Below are 25080 nucleotides of genomic sequence, written 5' to 3'. Positions count from 1 at the left end.
TCAAACTGGTGCGTCTGCAGCGTCCGAGATCCGGAGCGTGGAGCCGTTCCGGCCCTTGAGCACCTGGAGCTGGGCGCCGATCCGCTGCTTCATCTCCGCAACATGGCTGACCAGGCCCACCACGCGCCCGCCGTCCCGCAGCCCTTCAAGGGCGTCCATCACCTGCTCCAGCGACTGCTCATCGAGGCTGCCGAACCCCTCGTCAACAAACAGGGTTTCGATTTCCACTCCACCGGCTTCCTGCTGGACGACGTCCGCCAGGCCAAGCGCCAGGGACAGGGATGCCATGAACGACTCTCCGCCGGACAGGGTGGAGGTGTCCCGGCGGAACCCGGTCCACTGATCCACCACCTCCAGTCCAAGCCCCGATTTTGCCCCGCGGGCGGCCTTGGCGTCCGTATGCTGGAGCAGGTAGCGGCCATCACTCATGGCCATCAGCCGTTCTGAGGCAGCCGCGGCAACGTGTTCCAGGCGGGCAGCCAGGACGTAGCTGTTCAGGCTCATCCGGTAGGTGTTCTCGCCACGGCCTGCCGCGGCATCCGCCAGCCCGGCCAGCATCTGCGCCCGCTCTGCCGGCTGCCGCGCTGATCCTGCCACGTCTTCGTACTCGGCACGGATGCTGCGCAGCGCGGCAAGGCACCGTGCGCCCATGCCGGCAGCCAGGTCGGCGTCCCGTGCGGCCTGGAGTGCCTGTGCAGCAGCTTCACGAAGGTCCTCGAGCCGCTTCCCATCCAACTCGTAACCTGCGGACTTCTCCTCCAGCGCCTGCAGGACGTCATCGGAGACAAACAGTTCCGCCACTCTGGCTTCCTCGTCCTGGGCTGCCCGCACCCGTGCCTCGAGTGCGGCGGCCTCGGCGGCGTCGAGCAACTGTTCACGTGCCTCGCGTGCTGAGGTGAAACCGGCCGCAGGCAGCGCCAGGTCGAGCTGCTCCAGCGCCTCGGCGGCCTGGGCCTCCATCCGTTCGAGGTGGGACTGCGCCTCAACCGCCTTGTTGAGCACCGTCACCGCGCCCTCCAGTGCACGCAACCGCTGGGCCAGGGTACGGTGGGTGCCCCGCAGCCCGGCCAGGGCCTGGTCAAGGGCCGAGGATTGTTCGGATACGTCGGCCAGTGTCGCCGCGGTCCTGGCCAGCTCGCCCTCGGTGCCGGTGCGGGATTCCTGCGCAGCCGTGGCAGCGGTGTCGAGTTTGCCGAGCCTCAACCTGACAGCTTCGAGTTCCTTGACTGCAGCCCGGGCATCGGCGGCTGCCCGCCGCGCACCGTCCGCCGCGTTGAGTGCCTCGTCCTCCGCGGTGTCACCGCCCTGCCCGGCGAGTACCGCCACCAGCTGCCTGGCCTCCCCGAGTTCGTGGGCCACCTGGGCATAGGCCGCCTCTGCCGCCTCGTGGACCAGCCGCGCTTCTTCCTCCTCCTGCGCAAGTTCCGGGCCTCCGGAACTGCCTGCGGCCGGGGCAGGATGGTCCGGGCTGCCGCATACGGGGCACTGCTCCCCCTGGACCAGCTTGGCTGCCAGCTCGGCGGCGGCATTGGCAAGTCGCCGTTCCCTCAGGTCCAGCCAGCGGCGTTTCGCCTCCAGTTGCCGGTCATGGCGTTCGTCATGGCGGACCTTCACCAGGTCCCGGGCGGCAACGGCGGAACCGTAGCGCCTGACCACGTCCAGCAGTTCCTCGGCAGCCGCAGCTTCCTTCTGGCGCAAAGGCGCGGTAGCCGCGTGCTGTTCCAGGACCGGCAGCCCGTCATGGAGCAGGCACCGCTCGTCCGTAAGCGCATCGGCAAGCTTGTTGGCCTCTGCAAGGGCGGCAGCAAGCTCCTCCTGCTTTTTTACCAGGGTGCAGTGCCGCTTCCGAAGGGCCTGCAGCCGGTCTTCGTCCGGCAGCCTGGCCTCGACCACGGCCAGGAGGGAGCGCAGCCGCGCCAGCTCCGCCGCGGCTCCAGCGACGGGCGTTGCCGCATCGGCAGCGGGGCCCGGCGCAAAGTGGAGTTCCAGCTCAGCCAGTTCAGGGTCTTCCCCCGCAGCCAGGCTCAGAAGGGTCATGGCTGATTCCATGGCGGTTGCGGCGCTCCGGGCCTTGGCGGCACTGGCATCAACGTTCCGCAGCTGCCCCTGCAGGACCTCGGCCTTCCGGTGCCGGGCGAGCCGGAGGATGTGATCGTCAAGCAGCTGCGCGCCCTGCTCCACCGCCACCTTTCGGGTGGCCGCGGAATCAAGCTTCCGGCGCCGGTCGGCGCGCGATGCTTCAGCGTCCGCGGCCTTCCTGCATTCAGTGCTGGCGGCTTCGGCCTGTCCGGCCCCGCCCGTCAGCTCCTCCAGCCGGCCCGCCACTGCTGCTTCCAGCCAGTCCAGCCGCACCGCGGTGTTCTCCGGAGAAGGCGCACTGGACACGTCAAGGCCGAGGCGTGCGGCCTCGGCCTCGGCGCGGGCTGCCAGGAGCTCGAGCCGGCCCGCAAGGTGGGACACCTCCTCCTTGGCAAGCTGCGCCTGGCGGGACAGTTCCTGCTCCACCGATTCGAACCGCTGGGTACCGAAAAGCTTCTGGAGGAGTTCCAGCCGGTCCGTGGCCTTGGAGCGCAGGAAAGCGGCAAAGTCTCCCTGCGGCAGCATCACCACACGGGTGAACTGCTCCCGGTCCATGCCCAGCAGGGCCAGGATCTCAGCGCCTGCTTCGTCATTGCGCGCAGACTTTTCCGTCCACGTCCCTCCTACCCGTTCCCGCAGCAGAGTCTTGGCCTGCTGGGTGGTGAAGCCGTTCTTGCCCCGGGCGCTCGGTTTGTCCCAGGCCGGGGACCTTGTCACTTCAAAGCGGCGTCCCTGGGCCGAGAACTCACAGGTCACCGCGGGTTCCTGGGCAGGCTCGGCATGGTCGCTGCGGAGCCGTTTACCGTCCTGGCGGGCTCCCGGAACGGAACCGTAGAGGGCAAAACAGATGGCATCCAGCACGCTGGTCTTCCCGGCACCTGTTGGGCCATTGAGCAGGAACAGGCCGTGTGCGCTGAGCCGGTCGAAATCGATCTCCTCGGTGCCGGCAAACGGGCCAAACCCGGAGATCAGCAGGCGGTGGATCCTCATCGTGAAGCCTCCAGGAGGCGGACGTTCTCCAGCGCGGCAGCGAGCGCAGTCTTTTCGGTGTCATCGGGGACCCTGCCCCGCACGTGTTCCAGGAAGCCGCAGCATACCGAGAGATCATCAGGTGCCTCGGCGAGCCTGCTGCTGTAGCTGGAAGCGTTGGACGGGGTTCCGCCCTCCGGATCAAAACCGAGGACCAGCGTGTCCGGGAAACGGGTGCGGAGCCGCTCCATGGCCCGGGCGGGGCGCTGGGCGTCTGTCAGCGTGACCTGGCAGTAGGCTGTTTCCGCCCACTGGTGTTGGGGCCGTTCAAGGAGCTCTTCCAGGGGACCGCGCAGCACGGCCAGCGCCCGGGGCGCCTCCCACAGGACTTCCTGCACAGAGCTGACTCCCTCTGCATCAACGTCCACGAGCCACCCGCCCTTGCGGTGCGCGGCTTCGGAAAAGGAGTACGCGAGCGGCGAGCCTGAGTAGCGGACCTGCGGGGACAGTGCCTGGCGTCCGTGCAGGTGGCCCAGCGCGGTATAGCTGAAGCCGTCGAAAAGGTCCAGCGGAACGGCTCCGACGCCGCCGATGCTGAGGTCGCGTTCGCTGTCCGAGCTGATCCCTCCGCTGGCAAAAGTGTGCGCCAGGACCACGGAATGGACGGCAGCGGAAGCTGAACGCCGTTCGATATCGTCCCGGATCATCGCGGTTGCCGCCCGGGTGACCTCGAAGTGGCTGGGGGTGTCCGCCCCGAGCTGCTCGGCGACAAGGCGGGGCTCGAGCCAGGGTATGCCGTAGATGGCCAGCACTGCTTCTGCGGTGCCGGCGTCAGGGGCCTGGTCCAGGGGCAACAGCAGCGGCGTGTCCAGGCTCTCGATCCTGGTGCGGAGGTGGACTCCCCCGCGTTCCAGGAGGCGGGAGGCGAAACCCAGGCGGATGGCGGAATCATGGTTGCCGCTGGTCAGCACCACCTGTGCACCCGCAGCTGTCAGGCGGACCAGGGCCTCATCCAGCAGGTTCACCACGTCGACGCCGGGAAGGGCGCGGTCATAGACATCCCCGGCCACCAGGACGACGTCAACGCCGTGCTCGGTGACCGCACGGACCAACTGGTCTACGAAGTCCCGCTGGGCATCCAGCATGCCAACGCCATGGAAGGACCGGCCCAGGTGCCAGTCCGATGTGTGAAGTAACCGCATGTTCCTAAGCTATCGGCTGCCACTGACAGCGGGAGCAACCGCCGCATCCACCGTCAGCCCCGCTTGCCCTCGAAGAATTCCTGGGCTTCACTGGGCTGGGCTTCACTGGGCCCGGATCCATGTGTGCCGCGGCCGGCATGGGCGCCCTGTCCGCCCACCGCAGCGCCCGCGGCGGTTTCGGCTCCCTGGCCGGTTTTGTTGGTTTCAACTGTTGCCGCGCTTTCGGCGGTTCCGCCGGTTCCGCCGGCTTCCCCTGCTTCACCGGATTCTCCCGCAGCCTGGGCGGCGGCACCGGCATGGGCAGGCGCTCCGAAGCTCCGGAAAACCAGTCCTGCAGTGGCTGCACCCAGAAGCGGGGCGGCCAGGAATACCCAGAGCTGCCCAACGGCCCAGCCCGAGCTGAACACCGCGGACGCAACGGCGCGGGCAGGATTGAACGGCAGGTTCCCCACCGACTGGCCCAGCTGCAGGAGCACCGCAAAGGTCAGGCCCACGGCCACGGGGGCTGCTGACCGGCTGCCCCGGTCCCGGCTGTCCCTGCCGGACTGCCCCGCTGGGCCGCCGTCCACGCCAAAGCCGGTTTCCCGGCCCGGCGCGCCCAGGAAGACCGCCACAACAATTGCGGCTCCGAGCATTTCAAGGAGCAGTACCGCCGCCAGCGGCGCCTGGATGATGGAGTGTTCGCCGAAGCCGGCGGTCACGGTGTCAAAAGCTGTTCGGCTGTCCGCGATTCCCGGCAAGGTGCGCAGGATCCCGAACAGCGCGGAGGCGCCTGCGAGTCCCCCGACCAGCTGGGCGCCCACATAGGCGGCAGCAGCCCCTGCCCTGATCCGGCCGGCCACAAGGTGTCCTGCCGTGATGGCCGGGTTGAAGTGGCCGCCCGAAACATGGCCGAACGCCAGCATCGCGGCGGTCACGGCCAGGCCGGCAGCAAGTGCCGCAGGGACCGGGCTGGAATCGGGGATAGTGAACAGCGGCACGCCAAGGCCGGCCACCACGATGAACAACGTGCCGAACGCCTCCGCCCCCAGCCTGGGCAGGAGTCCCGGCCGGGCGGTCTCCGGGCCGCGGGGCAGCAGGAAGTCGTGTGGAACGGGGGCGGGGGTGCTCATGGTGGGACCCTTTGGTAGGCAGAAGATGGCGGTGCTGCCGCCGGGCAACCCTTCCATTATTCCAGCCGACGCTGGACGTTTGCTGGGGCCTCATGTTTCCCGGAGGGCCGTGAGCCCGCGGGCGTCACGGCGCCGCCGGAGGCCACGGTAAATTTACAGGCATGAGCATTGAACCCGGATCCTCCGTGCCCGCACTGAAGTCCCGCATCCATGGCTGCCTGCTCGGCGGCGCGCTGGGCGATTCCCTGGGCTACACCATCGGCACGCAGTCTGTGGAGGAGGTCCGGCGCGGCCCAGGCGGGCGCGGCATCACCGGATCCGGTCCCGTCACAGGCGCGTTTTCCGACGAGACCCAGCTGACCCTCTATACGGTGGACGGGCTGGTGGAGGCGCTGGAATGGGCGAACTCGGGCGTGGGCGCGGATGTAAACGCCTGCCTGTGGCTGGCGTATCTCCGGTGGCTGGCGGCGCAGGGCGAGGCCGCTCCGGCGTCAGCCCCCACACCGCAGCCCCGATGGATAGACGGGCACGCTGCGCTCCGCCAGCGCCGGAACCCCAGCGCTACATGTATCTCCGGGCTGGCCACGGGTGAAATGGGCACCTCCGTCCGCCCCGTGAACCCCGGATCGAAGGACTTCGGGACCGTGGTGCGGTCAGCACCGTTTGGGCTGATCCCCCATATTGCGCCCGACGCCGTCTACAAGCTGAGTGCCGACGCCGCCTCCCTGACCCACGGGCACCCTGCAGCGCGCCAGGCTGCCGGGATTTTCAGCCTGCTGGTTCACCGGCTGGTTTCGGGTGAGGGGCTCCCGGACGCCGCCTCTTCCGTGACCGCCCACGCCCGCGCCCTGGGCGGGGTGGAACCGGAACTGCCCGAACGCCTGGAAGCCGCACTCTCGCTTGCCACCCGGGGCGTGGTGACGCCGGAGGAGCTCACTCATACACTCGGTGACGGCCGGACCGCGGAGGAAGCCCTCGCCGTCGCGCTCTACGCGGTGCTCGCAACCCTCCCCGGCGCTGCCTCAGGCAACGCCGGCGAAGACGACGGCGGCACTGACGGCGGTGGCACTGACAACGGCGTTGCGGACACGCTGCCCGTCCGGCACTTCCGCGAGGCGGTGTCCCTGGCGGTGAGCCACGTCGGGCAGGGCGACGCCACGGGTTCCCTGGCCGGGAACATCCTGGGGGCCTTCTACGGCGAGGAGTGCCTGCCCGCGGACTGGCTGGAGTCGCTGGAGGCGCCCGAGGCAATCCGCGGCATGGCCAAATTGCTGGTGGGGGTCACGATCGGCGAAGGCTGATGTTGTTGCATGCCTCGCAGACGTCCTCCGGAATCAGTCCGCGGCGCTGCAGGAACCCGAAGACCAGGCAGCCCAGGCAGAACCCGGCAAAGGCTTCAAGGGATGCGGCCACGATCAGGACGCCCAGCACCGTCCAGGCGGCGGGTACGGCTCCGGCCGCGAACAGGGCAAGGGCCGTGGTGGAGACTGCCGCGCCCATGCCCTGCGCAAAGCGTTTGGGCGGCCCGGGCACCAGCTTCACCCGTCCCAGCCGCGGCGTGATGACCTTGACGGACACCAGTGCCAGCGGGGAAATCTTCGGTCCGAAGAGCACGCGCAGCCAGAACCCGGCGGCGATGGCCAGCAGGCCCCACCCGGAGCCGACGGCAAGCGTTACAACGGCGAGTGCCACCACCAGCCCGGCAGTGACGCGCGCGGCGTACTCGTTGACCGGATTGGGGAAAGCGAACAGAGAGCCCATGAGCCAAGGCTAGGAGCGTGGAGAACGCGGGCAAAGCTTTGTTGCGCCCCATGAAGAACCAGCCCAGCCGGGCGCCTCAGGCGACGGCTGCCGCCGCGAAGTCGCCCACCATCTGCAGGAACTCGCCTTCTGACAATACTTCGATGGCCTGGCCCCGTCCGTGGAGTTCCAGCACCCGGCGGGCTTTGCCGGTCAGCCTGCCGGAGCGGAGGTCGGAGGCAACAAAGCCGTCCCCGACCACCAGGACGGTGGTGCGCCCGGTCACCCGGCTTTCCGGCCGGGCGCCCACCTCGGCAGAGCGCCTTTTGGCTTCCGGACGTCCAATGGACAGCTCCCCGGTGAAGACGACGGTCTGGCCGTACAGGGGGTGGCCCGGCTCGGCTTCGGGGTTGGGAAGCGGCTTGTCGCCCTCCTCCGGCCAGCCTGCCTGGAAGGGCCGCAGCGGCGCAGCAGTGCCGCCGCCGGCAGCGGCAAGGGCCGCGATGCTGGCCTTGGACAGCCCGTCCGTGGCCGGGTCGAAAGCCTGCTGGCGCGGCATCACCAGGCCCAGCGAAAGGTAAAGTTCGGCGATGCTGTTGGCTTGGTTCCGCCGGGCAATGTCGATCAGGATGCCGGCGCACGCCCGGGCGTCCTCTGCGGCGTCGTGGTGCTTCACCAACGGCACGCCTGCTTCCTCGGCGGCGAACGGCAGGGAGTTGGACACCAGCGAATAGCACCGCCGGGAGAGCATGACCGTGCACACGTAGTCGTAGGCCGGCCCCGGCAGGCCTGAGACCTCCAGGCCCGAACGGATCACGCCGAGGTCGAAGGCGGCATTGTGCGCGGCCAGGATGTCATCGCCAATAAAGGCGCCGATTTCGGGGAAGAGTTCGCCGAAGCGGGGCTGCCCGGCAACGTCGTCAGCGCGGATGCCGTGGATCCGGACGTTGTGGTAGTCAAAGTGGTCGTGGTTCTGCGGCGGGCGCATCAGCCACGACGCCTCCTCCACGATCTGCCCGCCCCGTACCTTCGTCAGGCCCACCGCACAGGGAGAGCCCCGGAAGCCGTTCGCAGTTTCAAAGTCGATCGCCGTAAAGTCCAAACCCACGGCCCCACCTTACCGCCGGAATGCTGCCCCTCCATGCAGGCACAGCTCTGTCAAGTACCCTTGAGGGGTGAACTTTCCTGTGATGAATGACCTCGCCGTGTCCATGCTGGGCGGAGCAGGACCGGTCCAGCCCCAGCTGGCCTCCTTCCTGCCCGACTGGCTGAACCCCCAGGTCTTCCTGGCCGATCCCGCCCTGGCGCCGTGGGTGGTCCTGCTGGTCTGCGGCATCGTCTTCGCGGAAACCGGCCTGCTGGTGGGCTTCTTCCTGCCCGGCGACTCCATGCTGTTCACAGCCGGCCTCCTGGTGGCCACGGACACCATCAAGTTCAACGTGTGGGTCTTCGCGCTGCTGATCATCATTTCGGCAATCGTGGGCAACCAGACCGGCTACCTCATCGGGTCGAAAGCCGGCCCGGCCATCTTCAACAAGCCCAACTCGCGCCTGTTCAAGCGGGAGAACGTGGAGAACGCGCACGCCTTCTTCGAAAAGCATGGCGGCAAGGCCCTGATCCTGGCGCGCTTCGTCCCCATCATCAGGACTTTCGTCCCCGTCATCGTGGGCGTCGCCCAGATGAACAAAAAGAAGTTCTTCCTCTTCAACGTCATCGGCGCGGTACTTTGGGGCGGCGGCGTGACGCTCCTGGGCTACCTGCTGGGCGACCGCATCCCGTGGGTCCGGGACAACCTGGACATCATCTTCATCGCGATCGTCCTGGTGTCTGTCCTGCCCATCGGCGTGGAGGTCCTCCGCGGCCTGTCCGCCAAGCGCCAGGCGAAGGCCTACGGCACTGACCCCGTGGACGAGTTCATCGAGGAGCACGCCCCCGAAGATGAACAGAAGACCCCCCGCCTCCCGTAAGGCGCCAGATACACAGAAAAGGTGTGCTCCCCGCTGCGGCGGGAAGCACACCTTTTTGGTTAACCGGCCGCCGCTGGTGCGGCGCCCGTCAGGCCTCGGCCCGGCGCAGCGCCTCGACGATGGCCGGCAGCAACGCGCGGAAAGCCTTGCCGCGGTGGCTGATGGCATTCTTTTCCTCTGCGGACAGCTCAGCGCAACTCCGGTCCTCCCCCGCGGGCTGCAGCACCGGATCGTAGCCGAATCCTCCGCTGCCCCGAGGTTCGCGCAGCAGCACACCCTCCAGCTGCCCGTACTCCACCACCTCATGGCCAAGCCGCCCGTCTGTGTCCGGCACTGCCAGGGCCGCCGCGCAGACAAAGGCCGCACCCCGGTGGATGTCCGGCACATCGGAGAGCTGGCTGAGCAGGAGCCGCAGGTTGGCGGCGTCGTCCCCATGCGTCCCGGCCCACCGGGCCGAGAAGATCCCGGGTGCCCCGCCCATCACGTCCACCGCAAGGCCGGAGTCATCGGCAATGGCTGCCAGGCCGGTGGCCTCCGCAACGGCACGGGCTTTCAGCAGCGAATTCTCGGCGAAAGTAACGCCGGTTTCGACGACGTCCGGGGCACCTGCCGCTGCCGCGTCCACCACCTGCGTGTCGACGTCGAGCCCGGGGACCTGTCCCCGCAGCAGCTCGCGGAGCTCCCGGAGCTTGCCCTTGTTGTGGGTTGCCAGGACCAGGCGGGGAGCTGGGCCGCCTGCCGGGTTCACAGCGTGTCCGCCAGGGTCTCCCGCTGGATGGCGGCGAGCTGGGTGGTGCCCAGCAGCGCCAGGTCCAGGAGCTGGTCCAGCTCGGCCCGGTCGAAGGGTGCGCCCTCGGCCGTTCCCTGCACCTCCACGAACTTGCCTGACCCGGTGACCACAACGTTCATGTCGGTCTCGGCCCGGACGTCCTCAACGTACGGCAGGTCCAGCATGGGAACGCCGTCGATGATGCCCACGGACACGGCCGCAATAGTGTCGACCAGGGGCTGGGCGTTCTTTGCGATGAGCTTGTTGTCGCGGGCGAAGCGGATGGCGTCTGCGAGCGCGACGTAGGCACCGGTGATGGCTGCCGTGCGGGTGCCGCCGTCTGCCTGGAGGACATCGCAGTCCAGGACGATGGTGTTTTCACCCAGGGCCTTGGTGTCGATGATGGAGCGCAGCGAACGCCCGATCAGCCGTGAAATTTCGTGGGTGCGGCCGCCGATCTTGCCCTTGACGGACTCGCGGTCGGAGCGGGTGTTGGTGGCCCGGGGCAGCATGGCGTACTCGGCGGTGACCCAGCCGCGGCCTTCACCCTTAAGCCAGCGGGGCACGCCCGCGGTCAGGGATGCGGTGCACAGGACCCGGGTGTTGCCGAACTCGATGAGGGCCGATCCCTCGGCCTGGGTGGACCATCCGCGGGTGATGCTGATGGGCCGGAGCTGGTCGGGGGCGCGGCCGTCGGCACGCACGATGGGCACTGCAGTTGCTTCAGAAGTCATGCCTTTAGCTTATCGACTGCATGCCAAACCAATGCCGGGCCCCCGGTTCGAAGCCAGGATCAACAGAAGGGCTAGATGGTGTAGTGCACTCCCGCAACCGCAACCGCAACGTCGCCGCCGAACACCGGGCGGGCCTCGGCCATCACCGTGGTCTGCGATGTCCACACCGGAATGTGCGTCAGCAGGAGCCGCCGTGCGCCCGCCGCCGCAGCGGCTTCCCCGGCACGCTTGCCGGTCAGGTGGACGTCCTTGATGCCGTCGTCGCGGCCTTCCTCGAAGGCTGCCTCGCACAGGAACAGGTCCGCGTCCTTGGCTGCTTCCTCAAGCCCGGCGCAGGAATCCGTATCCCCGGAATACGTCAGGACCCGGGACACCGGCGCGCCGTCCTTGCCCGGCTCCACCACTTCCACCCGCAGGGCATAGGCCTCCTCCACCGGATGGTTCACGGCAAAGGGGGTCACGGTGAACGGGCCCACGGTCACGGCTTCGCGTTCTGCCCAGTTGGTGAAGTCGAATTCCTCGTGCATCCCGGGATCCAGCTCCAGGCCGTACGCTGTGGCCATCCGGTCTGCCGTGGCCGCAGGTCCCCAGACAGGGATCCGGCCGCGTCCCCAGCCGCCGGGCTTCCAGCGGACAGCCACGTGCAGCCCGCACAGGTCCATGCAGTGGTCGGGGTGCAGGTGGGTCAGGAAGATGGCGTCGATGTCCTCCAGGTCGGTGTACCGCTGGATGGCACCCAGTGCCCCGCTGCCCAGGTCCATGACCACTTTCCAGGTCCGCTCGCCGTCGTTCGCGGTCAGGAGGTAGCACGACGCCGGTGACCCGGGGCCGGGAAAGGAACCGGTGCAGCCTACGATGGTGAGCTTCACTGGCCGGTGCCTCCGGCCACTGAACTGCCCACGAAGTTGGAGATCCGCGGGCGCGCGGCGGCACTTTGCGCGGCGGCGATCATTTCCGGCGTGATCCTGGCCAGGCTTCCCGTGGGGTACTGGGCGGACACATGGTCCACGTGGCGGACAGAGAGGACCTCGGGTCCCAGGAACCTGCGGGCCAGCGCCTCGAACTGGCCGGCGTCTCCGGTGGCCACGAAGTGGTGCTCCGGCGCGGCTGCGTCCGTGCGCTGCAGGTTGTGGGTGGCCAGTGCACGGTAGACGTCCTTGGCAGTTTCCTCCGCGCTGGACACCAGGGTCACATCGGCGCCCATGACGTAGGAGATGACGCCGGTGAGCAGCGGGTAGTGCGTGCAGCCCAGGACCACCGTGTCCACACCGGCCGCCTTGAGCGGGGCGAGGTATTCCTCGGCGACGGCCAGCAGCGCAGGCCCGGTGGTGATCCCGGCCTCGACGTAGCTGACGAATTCCGGGCAGGCCACCGAGGTGATCGCCAGGTCCGGGGCGGCGGCGAACGTATCCTCGTAGGCGCGCGAGCCGATTGTGGCGGAGGTGCCGATCACGCCGACCCGCCCGCTGCGGGTTGCTGCCACCGCACGCCGCACCGCCGGTTGGATGACTTCGATGACCGGGATGCCGTACTTGGCCGTGTACCGCTCGCGGGCGTCCCGCAGGACAGCGGCCGACGCCGAGTTGCAGGCTATGGTGAGCAGCTTGACGCCGGAGTCCACCAGTTCGTCCATCACGCCCAGGGCGTTGGCCCGCACCTCCGCGATGGGCAGGGGGCCGTACGGTCCGTGTGCGGTGTCCCCCACATAGAGGATGGACTCGTTGGGAAGCTGGTCGATGATGGAGCGGGCCACCGTGAGGCCGCCAACACCAGAGTCGAAAACGCCGATGGGCCGCGACTCCAGGGCGGCGGCGGGCAGGTCGCTGGCGTCGGACCCCGCGGCAGCGCCGGCTGCCGGATCCATGCTTGAGGCTCTACTCATGATTATTCGAGGATAGGTCTTCCCCGCGGCTCCAGTCATGAACCTGTGGCCGGGAGCTCATGTCTGGTGTGTCACAGCGCAGGGACGGGGAAGAATCCGCGCCGCTCATCGGCGGGAGTCCAGGGACTGCAGCATGGCCTGCACCAGTGACTCCTGGAGCCATGTGGCGAAGTTGTAGACCAGGGCCAGGTAGCTCTCCACATCCTCGGCCTGGGACCAGTCCTGCATGAGGTGGACGTGCTCGGCATCCTCCTCATCCTGGATGTCCAGCCGCTCGGCAAGGACCAGCCGGACATCGTTCAGCGCCATGGACCAGTGCCGTGCACCGTCGGGCGTCAGCACGATCTCGTCCTTGTCCAGGTCCAGGGCGGCCGCCCGCAGGGCGCCGATCTTCGTTTCCCGCAGCGAGCGTTCGGTGAGCTGGCGGAACTCCAGTGAGGCGCCGGCGTCGTCCTTCATGACGTTGGGAAGCAGACGCTTGACGGCCCGGTCAGCAGGCTCTGCCACGTCCATGTCCAGGCCGATCAGGGCAGCCAGGGGATCCTGGCCGTCCCGGTCCTCCGGCTGGAGCATGGAGATGACGTCATGGATCAGGCTGCGCAGCAGGTCGCGTTCCGCGGGCTCCAGGTAGCCGGTGATGCCTTTGAGTCCGTACTTGAATGCCTTAGCCACGTTTCCCCTTGCCCTGGCCTCCGCCGGAGTTGCCGGAATTGCCGTTTCCGCCGCTGGCTTTTTCCACGGTGGCCCATAGCCCAAAACCGTGCATGGCCACGGCATGGCGCTCCACTTGCTCCTTGCTGCCCGAGGCAACAATGGACCGCCCCTTCTTGTGGACCTCCATCATGAGCTTGTTCGCTTTGCTCTCGGAGTAGCCGAAATAGCTTTGGAAAACATAGCTCACGTAGCTCATGAGGTTGACGGGATCGTTCCAGATCACCAGGTTCCAGGGGATGTCCGGTGCGGTCAGGGAATCTGTGGATTCCGCTGTTCCGGTCCGGGTGCCCTCCTGTGTATCAGGGCCGAGCGCAACGCTTAAGGTCATCTGTCCATTCTATGGGGATGCTGGGCCCACGCCGGATGGCCCCACTTTGGCGAGGGCCCCGCGGCGAAGCGAAGCGAGACGTGGGAGCCGACGGGTGGGGCCACGCGGCGAAGCGAAGCGAGACGTGGGAGCCGACGGGTGGGGCCACGCGGCGAAGCGAAGCGAGACGTGGGAGCCGACGGGTGGGGCCACGCGGCGAAGCGAAGCGAGACGTGGGAGCCGACGGGTGGGGCCACGCGGCGAAGCGAAGCGAGACGTGGGAGCCGACGGGTGGGGCCCCGCGGCGAAGCGAAGCGAGACGTGGGAGCCGACGGGTGGGGCCCCGCGGCGAAGCGAAGCGAGACGTGGGAGCCGGTGGGGACTAGAGTGATTTTCGTGAGTACCTCCGCCGGCTGGGAGCATCCCCGCACGTCCTTTTACACCGACCACTACGAGCTGACGATGCTCCAGGCATCGCTGCATTCCGGGGCCGCGCACCGCAAGTCGGTGTTCGAGGCTTTCGCCCGGCGGCTGCCGGACGGCCGGCGCTACGGCATCGTGGCCGGCACGGGGCGGCTGCTTGAGGGCATCGCCAATTTCCGCTTCGGGGATGCCGAGCTCGAGTTCCTGGAGCGCACCAAGGTGGTCAACGCCCAGACCCTCGAGTACCTCGCGTCCTACCGGTTCTCCGGCGACATCTGGGGCTACCCCGAAGGCGAGGCGTACTTCCCAAACTCCCCCATCCTGATCGTCGAGGCCACCTTCGCCGAGGCCTGCATGCTGGAGACCTACCTTCTGTCCGTCTTGAACCATGACAGCGCCATTGCCTCGGCGGCTTCCCGGATGGTCACCGCGGCCGGCGGCCGGCCCTGCATTGAAATGGGGTCCCGGCGCACCCACGAGGAAGCGGCCACCGCGTCCGCCAGGGCGGCAATCATTGCCGGTTTTGACAGCACCTCCAACCTCGAGGCCGGAATCCGCTACGGGATCAAGACGGTGGGAACGGCCGCCCACTCCTTCACCCTCCTGCACGACACCGAGCGGGACGCCTTCGAGGCGCAAATTGCCTCGCTTGGGGACCACACCTCCCTGCTGGTGGACACGTACGACGTCGAAGCGGCCGTCCGCACGGCCGTGGACCTTGCAGGTCCACGCCTGGGAGCGGTCCGGCTGGACTCGGGCGACCTTGTGGCCCAGGCGCAGTGGGTGCGCAGGCTCCTTGACGACCTCGGCAACGAAAACACCAAGATCGTGGTCACCTCAGACCTTGATGAGTACGCCATCGCCGCGCTGCAGTCCGCCCCCGTGGATTCCTACGGCGTGGGCACCTCCCTGGTCACGGGCTCGGGCGCCCCGACAGCCAGCATGGTGTACAAGCTGGTCAGCCGCACGGACGACGACGGCACATTCGTCTCGGTGGCCAAGGCGGCCAAGAACAAGGCCAGCGTGGGCGGCCGCAAGTACGCGCTGCGCAAACTGAACGAACGCGGCATTGCCACCGCGGAGGTGGTGGGCGTCGGCCGGCGGCCGGAGGATGACGGCAACGACCGGCCCCTCCTGCAGCAGTTCATGAAGAACGGGGAGCTGTTGCCGGGGTGGACAGGCCACGAGGGCGTGCTCCGGGCCCGCCAGCGCCATGCGGACTCCATGGCGGAGCTGCCACCGGTGGTCAACCGCCTGCAGCGCGGAGAAGCCGCCATCCCTACTCTCTATGAAGAAAACTGAGGAGAACCGATGTCCCGGGCACTGATCATCGTCGACGTCCAGAACGATTTCTGCGAGGGCGGTTCGCTCGCCGTTTCCGGCGGCGCGGATGTAGCCGGCGCCATCAGCGAGTACGTGGACGGCCACCACGGCGAGTTCGACCACATCGTTGCCACCCAGGACTGGCACATCGATCCGGGAGATCATTTCTCGGACACCCCCGATTTCAAGGACAGCTGGCCGCCGCACTGCGTGGCCGGCACCCCTGGCGCTGAAATGCATCCCGACCTGGACACCGAATACATCCAGGCCTATTTCCAGAAAGGGCAGTTCTCCGCTGCCTACTCGGGTTTTGAAGGCCTCCTGGCCCCTGAGGACGCGGTGCCCACCGGCGAACGGCAGCCCGGGGCCCTTCCCGGCCCCGCGGACGCCGAGAGGTTCGCGCCGGACGAAGACGCGATCGGGCTGGATGACTGGCTGCAGAGCCACGACGTGGAGGACGTCGTGGTTGTGGGAATCGCCACCGATTACTGCGTTAGGGCAACGGCCCTGGACGCCGTCCAGGCGGGCTACTCCGTCACCGTCCTCCGCTCGCTGACGGCCGGGATCGCCGAGGACCTTGAAGAAGCGGTGGCCGAAATGGAACTGGGCGGCGTGGACGTGGCCTAGGTCAGCAACAGGAGTGGTCCGGTGCTTAGCACCGGACCACTTCTTTGTTTCCCCGCACCCCCACCCGGCCGGGAATCGGGTATTACAGTGGATGCATGGCTCCCAGCCGGCATCCGCTCGACGACCTGCGCGAAACCATCGGCCATCTGGCCGATCAGTTCAAGCTGCCCAATTCGGAGCGCGTCGATGACTTAATGGGTGATCTCATTGGTGCGAGGCCCGGGCCGGCCCGGCCGCTGTCCGAGGTGCAGGCCGAGCTCGATGCGCTGGTGGGACTGGAAACCGTGAAGGAACAGGTGCGGGCCCTCGTCGCACTGCTCCAGGTCCAGGCCCGCCGTAAGGCGCACGGCCTGCCGGAGGTGGCCACATCACAGCATCTGGTGTTCCTCGGAAACCCGGGCACCGGCAAGACCACCGTGGCGCGGCTCCTGGCGGAGATGTACCGCGCGGTCGGACTGCTGCAGAAAGGCCACCTGGTGGAAGTCGACCGTTCGGGCCTGGTGGGGCAGTACGTCGGCGCGACGGCTATCAAGACGGACCGGGTGATCCGGCGTGCGCTGGACGGCGTGCTGTTCATCGACGAGGCCTACGCGCTGGCCCCGGAGGACGGCCGGATGGACTTCGGCCCCGAGGCGATCGAGGTCCTGCTTAAGCGGATGGAGGACCACCGCCACCGCCTGGTGGTGATCGTGGCAGGATACCCGCGGCTCATGGAGTCCTTCCTGCTCTCGAACCCCGGACTGCGCTCCCGGTTCGCCCGGGAGATCACGTTCCCCGACTACTCCGTCGACGCACTCCAGACGATCTTCCACCAGATGCTGGCACAGCACGAGTACACGCTGGAGCCGGGTGCGGACCAGATGCTGCGCCGCATCCTCACCGGGCTCCACGCGGGCGAGGACTCCGGCAACGCACGGTTTGCCCGCACATTGTTCGAGCAGGCGCTCAACCGCCAGGCGCTGCGCCTGTCGCTCGACGAGGAACACAGCCTCGACGCGCTCGATCGTGATGCCGTCATGACGCTCACCGCGGACGATATCGTCGAAGCCGCGCTGGCCCTGGGCGAGCAGCCGGAGCCGGAGCCGGACCCGACGCCGGAACCGGAGCAGCCACGCTGGTGGCGCTGGCTGGCCTGACCCGATCGGCGGCAGCTGACAGGCGAAGGCCCGTCCCTGGCTTTTCCATCCAACTTCCGGGGAGCAAGCCATTAGGCACCGGGCCACCCACGTGTGTCCGGCCCTGCTATTTCCGGCCGATAAACCAGTCCTGGAGCTTCCGCAGGCGGGACTGCAGCTGTTCCTCGTTCGCCTGGGCAACGGGCGGTCCGCCGCACACCGTCCGCAGCTTGGTGTGCACCACGCCGTGGGGAGTGCCCGTGCGGGCAGACCAGGCCGCCACGTTCTTGGCAAGCTCGTTGCGGAGGTCCATCAGCATCCGGTGGTCTGGGACGGCCGGTGCAGGGCTTTCCGCCGCCGCAGGCGCCTTCCGGTTCTTGCGGTTCAGCTGCTCGTGCTGGCGCTGCCGCAGCAGCGTACCCACCTGCTCCGCGTCCAGCAGCCCGGGGATGCCCAGGAAGTCCATCTCGTCGTCGGACCCCACCTCGCCGCCCGTGCCGAATTCGCCGCCGTCGAACAAAACGCGGTCAAAGGACGCCTGCGAATCCAGGGCCTCGAACTTGCCCTTGGTCAGGCTGTCCGATGCCTTGTCCTCGCGGTTGGCCTCGGCCATCAGCGAGTCCTCGGGGTTGAACAGGCCGTCCCCGTCTTCCTTCTCCGGGCGGTCCAGGGCGTGGTCCCGTTCCGCCTCCATGGAGTTGGCAAGGGCCATCAGCTGCGGCACCGAGGGCAGGAAGACCGACGCCGTTTCGCCCCGCTTGCGGGCACGCACGAAGCGACCCACCGCCTGGGCGAAAAACAGGGGGGTCGAGGTTGACGTTGCATACACGCCGACGGAAAGCCGCGGCACGTCCACGCCTTCGGACACCATCCGGACGGCCACCATCCAGCGTTTCTCGCTGGCAGTGAATTCCTCGATCTTGCTCGACGCCTTCGCGTCGTCGGAAAGGATGACCGTGGGCGACTCCCCCGTGATCCTCTTGAGCTGCCCTGCATACGCACGGGCGTCCTCGTGGTCCGTGGCAATCACCAGGCCGCCGGCGTCGGGAACGGTGCGGCGGACCTCGCTGAGGCGCTTGTCCGCGCCGGCCAGCACAGCGGGAATCCACTCCCCCGCCGGGTTCAGGGCGGTACGCCAGGCATGGGACGTGATGTCCTTGGTCACCGCGGCCTCCCCCAGCGACGCCGCCATTTCCTCGCCGGCACTGGTACGCCAGCGCATCTGCCCGGAATAGGCCATGAACATCACCGGACGGACCACGTGGTCGCGCAGCGCATTGCCGTACCCGTAGGTGTAGTCCGCTTTGGAGCGGCGGATGCCGTCCCGGTCCTCGGCGTATTCGACGAACGGAATGGGAGAGGTGTCGGAACGGAACGGCGTTCCCGTCAGCGATAGCCGCCTGACCGCGGGGTCGAAAGCTTCGCGCAGCCCGTCACCCCAGGACAGTGCCTCGCCGCCGTGGTGGATCTCGTCGAGGATCACCAGTGTGCGTGCAGCTTCCGTCTTGGCGCGGTGGAGCAGCGGCTTGCTGGCCACCTGCGCATAGGTGACGGCAACGCCGATGAAGCCCCGGCCGTGCTGCCCGTCGGAGTTCTTGAAGTTGGGGTCGATGGCGATGCCCACCCTGGCCGCCGCATCCGCCCACTGCCGCTTCAGGTGGTCCGTGGGCGCCACGATGGTCACCCTGTTGACGGCGCCGGAGTCGATGAGGGTGGACGCCACCCTCAGCGCGAAGGTGGTCTTGCCGGCGCCGGGCGTTGCCACGGCGAGGAAATCGCGGGGACTGTTACGCAGGTAGAGGTCCAGGGCTTCCTGCTGCCAGGCACGGAGTTTCGGGGCGGTTCCCCAGGCTGCACGTTCCGGATAAGCCGGAGGCAGGGTGGGGCCGCCAAAGAGCGTCTCCGTCACTATTTGTTGTTGCCCGAGTCCCCTCCGGGACCCTTGCCGCCGTCGTTGCCCGGGCGGAGGCCGTCATAGACCTCTTTGCACATCGGGCAGACCGGGAACTTCTGGGGATCCCGGCCCGGCGTCCAGACCTTGCCGCACAGCGCGATGACCGGTTCCCCGGTCAGTGCGGACTCCATGATCTTTTCCTTGCGCACATAGTGCGAAAAGCGCTCCCGGTCCCCGGGCTCCACTTCCTGGCGCAGTTCCTCGCGCTCAATGGTGGCTGTGGACGTTCCAGCCCCGGAAAGCTCGCGCATCGGGTCGGTTTCGAGAGGGTCCGTCGTGCTAGTCATGCCAACCATCTTAGCTGTTCCACCGGCCGGACGTTCGACGGCGGCGCGTCCCCGCCGGCCGCCGTCGGACTTTGCTGCGGCGCGCGTGGGCAGCGGTCGGTGCCCCCTAAATTCCCTGCCAGGCGGGCTTGTTGTCATACGTGTGCCGGTAGAAATCCGCCAGTTTCAGCGCGGACGCGGCGGCCTCGTCCAGCAGGACGGTGGCGTGCGGATGGAACTGCAGGATCGACGCCGGGCAGATGGCGGCGACGGGACCTTCAACGAATTCGCGGACAGCCTGGGCCTTCTGCGCACCGGTTGCCAGCAGGATGACGTGCCGCGCCTCCATGATGGTCCCGAGCCCCTGCGTCAGGACATGGTGCGGGACGTCCGCCAGGCTGGAGAAGAACCGGGCGTTGTCCCGGCGGGTCTGTTCGATGAGGCTCTTGATGCGGGTCCTGGAAGCGAAGGAGGATCCCGGTTCGTTGAACGCGATATGGCCGTCCGTTCCCACCCCAAGGATCTGCAGGTCCACCCCGCCGGCCGCAGCGATCGCCTCCTCGTAGGCGCTGCAGGCAGCCGGGATGTCCGCAGCGGCACCGTCCGGCCCGTGGACGTTTTCCGGCCGGATATTCACCCTGTTGGTGAACTCCCGGCGGACCACTTCCCGGTAGGACTCGGGGTGGCCTGGAGGAAGACCCACGTACTCGTCCAGGGCAAAACCTGAGGCCCGGCTGAAGTCCAGGCCGTCCCGCTCATGGCGGGCCGCCAGTTCATCGTAGACCGGCAGCGGGGACGAACCCGTCGCCAGCCCCAGGACGGCGTCCGGCTTGCTGCGAAGCAGGTCCTCGACGGCGTCGGCGGCGAGCCTGGCAATCTGTTTGCTGCCATTGAGGATGACCACTTCCATGCTGTTTCCTTCCCAAAGCTTTTCAGCGGTTGACGGACACCTGGGCCAGGAGCTCGGGCCCGCGGGCGTCCAGCCATTTTCCGCCCAGCCTGACGCCTGCAACAAACAGGCCCAGGCCCAGGGCTGTCCCGGCAGTGAGGTTGATCCAGCCGAAGAGGCTGTTGCCCGTCACCACCTGGGCAACCAGGAGGCCCGCCTGGGGCAGCACCAGGATCATAAGGACCAGCAGTCCTCCAAACTGCACGGCGAGGGTCTGCCCCACGTTGCCGGGCGGTTTCTTGAACGGGCTGTCGCCGGGCAGCGGGACGGCCACGGTGTAGCGGGCCGAGACCACCGAAGACAGTCCCAGTCCTGTGAACAGGATGCCCAGGCTCAGGCCCAGCTGGCCGGGCAGGCCTGCCCAGTCCCCGGTCAGGGCCGAATAGCCAATGGCAAACACCAGCACCACCGGCAGGGCGAAGGCCATACAGGCCAGGGCGCGGCCCAGCCTGTCCGCCACTCCCCTGACACCCGTGGAAAGGTGCAGGGCGAACGCGGTGTTGTCGTAGGACACGTCGGCGGAGATGGACCAGGCGAGGATGAATGCGGACAGCGGGGCAAGGATGCCCAGGCTGGTAAAGTCCCCGCTCTGGCTGCCCTGGAAGGCGAGCACCACGGGAAGCAGGGGGATCACCACGAGCGATCCCGAATACCTTGGGTCCCGGAACCAGTAGGTGAGGGACCTCGCCATTACCGCACCGGCGGGAGTGGCGGGCAGCATCCCCAGCAGCCCCAGCCTGCCGCCTTTCCGCTTGCCGCTTCCCGCGTAGGGAGGCGTTACCAGCGCCCGTTCCAACAAGGATTTCCAAGCCCACGCCAGCGCAGCCAGGGACGCAACCGACACCAGCAGCTTCAGTGCCGCCTGCCCCGGCTGCCCCGCGGCAACATCGCCGCCCAGGGACCACGGTGCGCCCAGCGGGGTCCAGGACAGCGTCCTTGCAAAGCCGGGCAGGAAACCGGAGGAGGCTGAAAGGCCTTGGCCTACTCCGGCCACAATGGGCCCCATCAGTACCAGGGGCACCATGAACGCGATGGCGCTGACGTCCTTGAACCGCCGCGATGCCGCCAGGCTTGCCGTTGCCGTGGTCACCACTTTGGCAAGCACCACGCAGGTCAGCACGCCCAGCACTGCCCCCGCCAGCGCGGCGAGCGCAGGAAGGACACCCCGGGACCAGGTAGCCACTGTGGACAGCGCCACCAGCGACGTTGCCACCCCGGGAATGCCTATGACGCCGCCCAGGGCCAGCCCGGCCAGCATCTGCCTCATGGGAATCGCGAAGGTGGTGAACCGTGCGGGATCCAGGGTCATGTCCGTGGCAGAGGCAACCACCGGGACGATGCCCCAGCCCAGGATGGCGGCGGACCCGCCGAGCACCACAGCGGTCTGGGCAAGGTCGTGCGGCGCGTTGCGCAGCATCACCAGTGCCATCACCAGCGTTGCCACCATCCCCAGTGCGTAGAGCCCGGCGAAGGCCATCCCCACCAGTTGCCACGGGCTGCGCCGCAAACCGTTGCGCAGCAGTGTCAGCTTGAGTCTTAGAAGGTGCGCAACCATTCCAGTCCTTCCGTGTGGCTGCGGCCGCCCACCAGCTGCACGAACCGGTCCTCCAGCGATGCCCCGGCACGCACCTCGTCAACGGTTCCGGCGGCGAGCAGCCGTCCGTTCGCCACCACTGCCACGTGGTCGCACATGCGCTGCACCAGGTCCATGACATGGCTGGACACAATAACCGTGCCGCCCGAGGCGACATAGCTGTCCAGGATGGAGCGGATATTGGCCGCGGATACCGGGTCCACCGCCTCGAAGGGTTCGTCCAGGACCAGCAGCCTGGGTGCGTGGATGAGGGCGGAGGCCAGGGCAACCTTCTTGGTCATGCCCGCCGAGTAGTCCACCACCAGGGTCCCGGCAGCCTCCTGGAGATCCATGGCGGCGAGGAGGTCCGCAACGCGGGTGGCCACCGTTTCCCTGTCCATTCCCCGCAGCAGTCCCGCATAGGTAATGAGCTGTTCGCCGGTAAGCCGGTCGAACAGCCGCACACCGTCCGGCAGGATGCCCATCAGCCTCTTCGCTTCCAACGGCCGCTGCCAGACGTCCACGCCGTGGACTGCCGCTGTCCCAAAGTCCGGGCGCAGGAGGCCCGTTGCCATGGACAGGGTGGTGGTTTTACCGGCGCCGTTGGGGCCCACAATGCCGTAGAAGGAGCCAGCCGGCACGTCCAGGCTGATGCCGTCCACGGCGATCTTGTCGCCGAAGCGCTTTGCCAGTCCGCGGATGGACAGTGCCGGCACCCGGGGTCCCGCACCGGGGCGCAGCGACGGGGCGGGGGCCAGCGCCGGCGCGGAGTGCAGTGCCGGGTCCGGTTGCGGGACCGGGCCTGGTTGCGGAGCCGGGTCTGGTTGCGGGACCGGTTCGGAGTGCGGGGCAGTCATGATGCCAGAGTAGTCCCCGGGTCCCCGCTGCGGGGTCCTCCCGGAGGAGTAGCGAAAAAGGCGTAGGGCCCGCGCTTCCGGTGACGTTGTCCGCGCTATCGCGCCGGGGCCCCTAACGGACCTTGCGGATGCGGATGGGTCCCTTGGCGGTGGCAGGATCTACCACCGATCCGCCTTGGGTGACCTGGACCTCGCCTGCGTCAACCAGCCGCCGCGCCGCACTGCGGGCAGGCTCCATGAGGTCACGCCATGTCCCGCCGCCAACGGCGCGGGCCGCCTCCGACGGGCAGATGGTGGACGTGGCGGCCCTTGCGGCCAGGAGTTCCAGGATGGCGGCTTCCAACTGCTGGTCCACCCCGTTCTTCGGTTCCTCTTCAGGGTTTGGGGCAGCGCGCCGGTCCCGGTTGGCCGTCATGGGCATTCAGAAGGTGCGCCGCGGAACGGCACGCTCGTATTGCGGCGGCCAGGAAAGGTCATGGCCCAGTTCGAACGCGGCCCGCAGCCACCAGTGCGGGTCCCGCAGGGCTGCCCTCGCGATGAGGACGCCGTCAGCCTGGCCCGTTGCGACGGCGTGTTCAGCCTGCCCCGCCGAGGTCAGCAGGCCCACGGTCCCGGTGGCCACGCCGGCTTCCTTCCGGATGGCAGCCGAAAACCCGGTCTGGTAGCCGGGGCCGGCCTTGATCTGCTGATGGGCTACGGCGCCGCCGCTGGAAACGTCGATGAGGTCCACACCGCGCCCGGCCGCCTGCCGTGCCAGGCGAACGGAGGCGGCCAGGTCCACGCCGCCTTCCGCCCAGTCACTGGCGGAGATCCTCAGGAGCAGCGGCATGGACTCCGGAATGACGGCCCGGACGGCGTCAACCACAGCCAGCATCAGCCGGTTCCTGCCGGCTTCGTCCCCGCCCCAGGAGTCGGTCCGCGTGTTGATCAGCGGACTCTGGAACTGGTGCAGGAGGTACCCGTGGGCGCCGTGGATCTCAATGGTGTCAAAGCCTGCGTCCACGGCCCGCACCGCCGCGTCAGCGAAGTCCCGCACCACGCCCGTGATCTGCTCGGCGCTCATCTCCGCGGGAGCTGCGTACCCTTCGAAGGCCAAAGGTGACGGCCCCACGGTGGTCCAGCCGCCGTCGGACGCCGGAACACTGCCGTGCTTGCCGGAAAACGGCCAGTAAGTGGAAGCCTTCCTGCCGGCATGGGCGAGCTGCACGCCGATCTTTGCCTTCGCGGCGCCGTGCCGGTGGACGAAAGAGGTGATCCGTTCCCACGCTTCGGCCTGCGCACCGTTGTAGAGGCCGGCGTCGCGGGGGCTGATCCTGCCCTCTGCATTCACCGCGGCGGCTTCGGTCAGGATCAGGGCGGCGCCGCCGGCGGCGAAGGACCCCAAATGCATCAGGTGCCAGTCGTTGGGGACTCCCGGGGCGTCGTCGGGATCGCAGCTGTACTGGCACATCGGCGATACCCAGCCCCGGTGCTGCAGCTCCAGCGAGCGGAGCCGCAGGGGCTGGAACAGTGCCGTCACTAGAAGAGCACCCTCGCGAGCGCCTGGCGTGCCTTGGCAACCCGCTCGTCCGCGGCACCCACCACATCGAACAGCTCCAGCAGCCTGACCCGGACCGTCTCGCGCTCCGGACCGAAGTTCCTGCCGATGAAGGACACCAGCCGGTTCAACGCGTCCTCCACATGGCCGCCTGCCACGTCCAGGTCAGCCACCCCCAGCTGGGCCTCAAGGTTGTCCGGCTCATTGGCCGCGAGGGTTCGCAGGGCTTCGCTGTCCTGGGCGGACAGCGGCTGCAGCCTCGCCATCAGCTCCACCTGGGCCAGTCCGGCCTTGGCCTCGTGGTCCGCAGGCATCTCGGTCAGCGCCTGGCGGTAGGCATCTGCCGCGGCGGCATAGTCTCCCGCCTCTATGGCGTCGAATGCCGCCTGGTGCAGCGGCGGCAGGGGCGCCGGGGCGTCCCCTTCCTCCGCAGCGCCGGCCCCCAGGCTCCCGGTCACGCCGTTCGCAGCGGCCACCTTCAGCAGTTCGTCAAAGAGGCTGCGCACCTGCTGCTCATCCGCGCTGCCCTGGAAGAGCGGCACGGGCTGGCCCTTGAGGACGGCAACAGCGGTGGGGACGGCCTGTACCTGGAAGGCCTGGGCAAGCTGCGGGAACGCTTCAATGTCCGCGGCGCCAAGGACCAGCCGGCCGCCGTAGCCCGCAACCACCCGTTCCAGGACCTCCAGCACGGCTGCCGATTCCGGCGAGTAGGAGGCCCACAGGGCGAACACCACCGGCACCTGCGCAGAGAGTTCCACGAGCTGCTGGAAGTTGCCCTCGGTGACGTTGACCTTCAGTTCCGCGGCGCCGGCAGCGGCACCCTGCTGGGCGCCCTCCTGCGGCGTGCCGGCACCGGCCGGGGAGGCCGGGCGCTGCTTCAGGCTGGAAAGGTCGACGGCGCCGCGCAGGTTAAGCAGGTTGGCAGCGGCAGGAGGGACTGGGCGGGAAGCTGGCGAACTCATGCTTTCCACTCTAGCCACT

Annotated in this window: 24 protein-coding genes; 5 read left to right on the top strand and 19 right to left on the bottom strand. The window is 68.1% G+C overall.

Annotated features, from left to right (window positions below):
- Genes WHH00_RS06955 through WHH00_RS06945 form a run of 3 tightly spaced genes read right to left on the bottom strand, consistent with a single transcriptional unit; the run spans position 1 to position 5362 of the window.
- The gene (locus tag WHH00_RS06955; protein WP_406637615.1) at positions 1–3069 is read right to left on the bottom strand and encodes an AAA family ATPase; all 3069 of its coding nucleotides are present in this window, start codon (positions 3067–3069) and stop codon (positions 1–3) included.
- Positions 3066–4250: an exonuclease SbcCD subunit D gene (locus WHH00_RS06950; protein WP_406637613.1), complete on the bottom strand. Its 1185-nt coding sequence runs from the start codon at positions 4248–4250 to the stop codon at positions 3066–3068. The genes WHH00_RS06955 and WHH00_RS06950 overlap by 4 nt, the downstream gene beginning before the upstream one ends.
- Positions 4251–4303: 53 nt before the next feature.
- Positions 4304–5362, bottom strand: a complete 1059-nt coding sequence (locus WHH00_RS06945) for an MIP/aquaporin family protein (RefSeq protein WP_406637611.1) — start codon at positions 5360–5362, stop codon at positions 4304–4306.
- Positions 5363–5523: 161 nt separating this feature from the next.
- Here WHH00_RS06945 and WHH00_RS06940 point away from each other — a divergent pair, with 161 nt between their 5' ends.
- Positions 5524–6663: an ADP-ribosylglycohydrolase family protein gene (locus WHH00_RS06940; RefSeq protein WP_406637609.1), complete on the top strand. Its 1140-nt coding sequence runs from the start codon at positions 5524–5526 to the stop codon at positions 6661–6663.
- On the opposite strand, the gene WHH00_RS06935 is transcribed toward WHH00_RS06940, so the two are convergent.
- Together WHH00_RS06935 and WHH00_RS06930 are read right to left on the bottom strand one after the other, a co-directional pair.
- On the bottom strand, positions 6644–7123 hold the full coding sequence (locus tag WHH00_RS06935) for a DUF4395 domain-containing protein (RefSeq protein WP_406637607.1): 480 nt from the start codon (positions 7121–7123) through the stop codon (positions 6644–6646). The two genes, WHH00_RS06940 and WHH00_RS06935, sit on opposite strands and share 20 nt — an antisense overlap.
- 76 nt (positions 7124–7199) lie before the next feature.
- On the bottom strand, positions 7200–8210 hold the full coding sequence (locus WHH00_RS06930; protein WP_406637605.1) for an exonuclease domain-containing protein: 1011 nt from the start codon (positions 8208–8210) through the stop codon (positions 7200–7202).
- Positions 8211–8292: 82 nt separating this feature from the next.
- On the opposite strand from WHH00_RS06930, the gene WHH00_RS06925 reads away from it, so the two are divergent.
- Positions 8293–9069, top strand: coding sequence for a VTT domain-containing protein (locus WHH00_RS06925; RefSeq protein ID WP_406638518.1), 777 nt, complete (start codon positions 8293–8295; stop codon positions 9067–9069).
- Between the two features lie 88 nt (positions 9070–9157).
- On the opposite strand, the gene rdgB is transcribed toward WHH00_RS06925, so the two are convergent.
- The 6 genes from rdgB to clpS form a co-directional block, all read right to left on the bottom strand.
- Positions 9158–9817, bottom strand: a complete 660-nt coding sequence (gene rdgB / locus WHH00_RS06920; protein WP_406637603.1) for an RdgB/HAM1 family non-canonical purine NTP pyrophosphatase — start codon at positions 9815–9817, stop codon at positions 9158–9160.
- The gene (gene rph / locus WHH00_RS06915; RefSeq protein ID WP_400514257.1) at positions 9814–10572 is read right to left on the bottom strand and encodes a ribonuclease PH; all 759 of its coding nucleotides are present in this window, start codon (positions 10570–10572) and stop codon (positions 9814–9816) included. Before rph ends, rdgB begins: the two co-directional genes overlap by 4 nt.
- A gap of 71 nt (positions 10573–10643) precedes the next feature.
- On the bottom strand, positions 10644–11441 hold the full coding sequence (locus WHH00_RS06910) for an MBL fold metallo-hydrolase (protein WP_231456827.1): 798 nt from the start codon (positions 11439–11441) through the stop codon (positions 10644–10646).
- On the bottom strand, positions 11438–12436 hold the full coding sequence (gene murI / locus WHH00_RS06905; protein WP_406637600.1) for a glutamate racemase: 999 nt from the start codon (positions 12434–12436) through the stop codon (positions 11438–11440). The genes WHH00_RS06910 and murI overlap by 4 nt, the downstream gene beginning before the upstream one ends.
- A 123-nt stretch (positions 12437–12559) precedes the next feature.
- On the bottom strand, positions 12560–13126 hold the full coding sequence (locus tag WHH00_RS06900; protein WP_406637598.1) for a DUF2017 domain-containing protein: 567 nt from the start codon (positions 13124–13126) through the stop codon (positions 12560–12562).
- On the bottom strand, positions 13119–13496 hold the full coding sequence (clpS, locus tag WHH00_RS06895; protein WP_406637596.1) for an ATP-dependent Clp protease adapter ClpS: 378 nt from the start codon (positions 13494–13496) through the stop codon (positions 13119–13121). Before clpS ends, WHH00_RS06900 begins: the two co-directional genes overlap by 8 nt.
- A gap of 375 nt (positions 13497–13871) precedes the next feature.
- Between clpS and WHH00_RS06890 the strand changes: the two genes are divergently transcribed.
- The 3 genes from WHH00_RS06890 to WHH00_RS06880 all read left to right on the top strand — a co-directional run bounded on the left by WHH00_RS06890 (position 13872) and on the right by WHH00_RS06880 (position 16984).
- Positions 13872–15200 carry a nicotinate phosphoribosyltransferase gene (locus WHH00_RS06890; RefSeq protein WP_104185158.1) on the top strand — a complete coding sequence of 443 codons (1329 nt, stop codon included), beginning with the start codon at positions 13872–13874 and terminating at the stop codon, positions 15198–15200.
- Positions 15201–15209: 9 nt separating this feature from the next.
- Positions 15210–15848 carry an isochorismatase family protein gene (locus WHH00_RS06885; protein ID WP_406637593.1) on the top strand — a complete coding sequence of 213 codons (639 nt, stop codon included), beginning with the start codon at positions 15210–15212 and terminating at the stop codon, positions 15846–15848.
- A 95-nt stretch (positions 15849–15943) separates the two neighbouring features.
- A complete protein-coding gene (locus WHH00_RS06880) occupies positions 15944–16984 on the top strand; it encodes an AAA family ATPase (protein WP_406637591.1) in 1041 nt (346 codons plus the stop codon).
- A gap of 106 nt (positions 16985–17090) precedes the next feature.
- On the opposite strand, the gene WHH00_RS06875 is transcribed toward WHH00_RS06880, so the two are convergent.
- From WHH00_RS06875 to WHH00_RS06840, 8 genes are all read right to left on the bottom strand, one after another.
- A complete protein-coding gene (locus tag WHH00_RS06875; RefSeq protein ID WP_350002642.1) occupies positions 17091–18872 on the bottom strand; it encodes a DEAD/DEAH box helicase in 1782 nt (593 codons plus the stop codon).
- Positions 18872–19213 carry a DUF3039 domain-containing protein gene (locus WHH00_RS06870; protein WP_406637589.1) on the bottom strand — a complete coding sequence of 114 codons (342 nt, stop codon included), beginning with the start codon at positions 19211–19213 and terminating at the stop codon, positions 18872–18874. Before WHH00_RS06870 ends, WHH00_RS06875 begins: the two co-directional genes overlap by 1 nt.
- Before the next feature lie 97 nt (positions 19214–19310).
- Complete coding sequence (gene nagB / locus WHH00_RS06865; RefSeq protein ID WP_406637587.1) at positions 19311–20093, bottom strand: glucosamine-6-phosphate deaminase; 783 nt, start codon at positions 20091–20093, stop codon at positions 19311–19313.
- A gap of 22 nt (positions 20094–20115) precedes the next feature.
- On the bottom strand, positions 20116–21687 hold the full coding sequence (locus WHH00_RS06860; protein WP_406637585.1) for a transporter: 1572 nt from the start codon (positions 21685–21687) through the stop codon (positions 20116–20118).
- Positions 21669–22562: an ATP-binding cassette domain-containing protein gene (locus WHH00_RS06855; RefSeq protein ID WP_406637583.1), complete on the bottom strand. Its 894-nt coding sequence runs from the start codon at positions 22560–22562 to the stop codon at positions 21669–21671. Before WHH00_RS06855 ends, WHH00_RS06860 begins: the two co-directional genes overlap by 19 nt.
- A 112-nt stretch (positions 22563–22674) precedes the next feature.
- Positions 22675–22977 carry a DUF3253 domain-containing protein gene (locus WHH00_RS06850; RefSeq protein WP_406637581.1) on the bottom strand — a complete coding sequence of 101 codons (303 nt, stop codon included), beginning with the start codon at positions 22975–22977 and terminating at the stop codon, positions 22675–22677.
- Positions 22978–22983: 6 nt separating this feature from the next.
- Positions 22984–24081, bottom strand: a complete 1098-nt coding sequence (locus WHH00_RS06845) for an NADH:flavin oxidoreductase/NADH oxidase (protein WP_406637579.1) — start codon at positions 24079–24081, stop codon at positions 22984–22986.
- A complete protein-coding gene (locus tag WHH00_RS06840) occupies positions 24081–25061 on the bottom strand; it encodes a co-chaperone YbbN (protein WP_406637577.1) in 981 nt (326 codons plus the stop codon). Before WHH00_RS06840 ends, WHH00_RS06845 begins: the two co-directional genes overlap by 1 nt.
- Between the last annotated feature and the right edge of the window lie 19 nt (positions 25062–25080).

Origin of the sequence: Pseudarthrobacter quantipunctorum, assembly GCF_045291495.1 — a bacterium.
GTDB classification, from domain to species: domain Bacteria; phylum Actinomycetota; class Actinomycetes; order Actinomycetales; family Micrococcaceae; genus Arthrobacter; species Arthrobacter quantipunctorum.
Note: the sequence above shows the minus strand (reverse complement) of the source record. Positions and strands in the feature narration are given on the sequence as shown.

Coding starts and splice junctions, on each gene's coding strand:
- WHH00_RS06955 (WP_406637615.1), bottom strand. CDS start 3,069: ATGAGGATCCACCGCCTGCTGATCTCCGGGTTTGGCCCGTTTGCCGGC.
- WHH00_RS06950 (WP_406637613.1), bottom strand. CDS start 4,250: ATGCGGTTACTTCACACATCGGACTGGCACCTGGGCCGGTCCTTCCAT.
- WHH00_RS06945 (WP_406637611.1), bottom strand. CDS start 5,362: ATGAGCACCCCCGCCCCCGTTCCACACGACTTCCTGCTGCCCCGCGGC.
- WHH00_RS06940 (WP_406637609.1), top strand. CDS start 5,524: ATGAGCATTGAACCCGGATCCTCCGTGCCCGCACTGAAGTCCCGCATC.
- WHH00_RS06935 (WP_406637607.1), bottom strand. CDS start 7,123: ATGGGCTCTCTGTTCGCTTTCCCCAATCCGGTCAACGAGTACGCCGCG.
- WHH00_RS06925 (WP_406638518.1), top strand. CDS start 8,293: ATGAATGACCTCGCCGTGTCCATGCTGGGCGGAGCAGGACCGGTCCAG.
- rph (WP_400514257.1), bottom strand. CDS start 10,572: ATGACTTCTGAAGCAACTGCAGTGCCCATCGTGCGTGCCGACGGCCGC.
- murI (WP_406637600.1), bottom strand. CDS start 12,436: ATGGATCCGGCAGCCGGCGCTGCCGCGGGGTCCGACGCCAGCGACCTG.
- clpS (WP_406637596.1), bottom strand. CDS start 13,496: ATGACCTTAAGCGTTGCGCTCGGCCCTGATACACAGGAGGGCACCCGG.
- WHH00_RS06885 (WP_406637593.1), top strand. CDS start 15,210: ATGTCCCGGGCACTGATCATCGTCGACGTCCAGAACGATTTCTGCGAG.
- WHH00_RS06880 (WP_406637591.1), top strand. CDS start 15,944: ATGGCTCCCAGCCGGCATCCGCTCGACGACCTGCGCGAAACCATCGGC.
- WHH00_RS06870 (WP_406637589.1), bottom strand. CDS start 19,213: ATGGTTGGCATGACTAGCACGACGGACCCTCTCGAAACCGACCCGATG.
- nagB (WP_406637587.1), bottom strand. CDS start 20,093: ATGGAAGTGGTCATCCTCAATGGCAGCAAACAGATTGCCAGGCTCGCC.
- WHH00_RS06860 (WP_406637585.1), bottom strand. CDS start 21,687: ATGGTTGCGCACCTTCTAAGACTCAAGCTGACACTGCTGCGCAACGGT.
- WHH00_RS06855 (WP_406637583.1), bottom strand. CDS start 22,562: ATGACTGCCCCGCACTCCGAACCGGTCCCGCAACCAGACCCGGCTCCG.
- WHH00_RS06850 (WP_406637581.1), bottom strand. CDS start 22,977: ATGACGGCCAACCGGGACCGGCGCGCTGCCCCAAACCCTGAAGAGGAA.
- WHH00_RS06840 (WP_406637577.1), bottom strand. CDS start 25,061: ATGAGTTCGCCAGCTTCCCGCCCAGTCCCTCCTGCCGCTGCCAACCTG.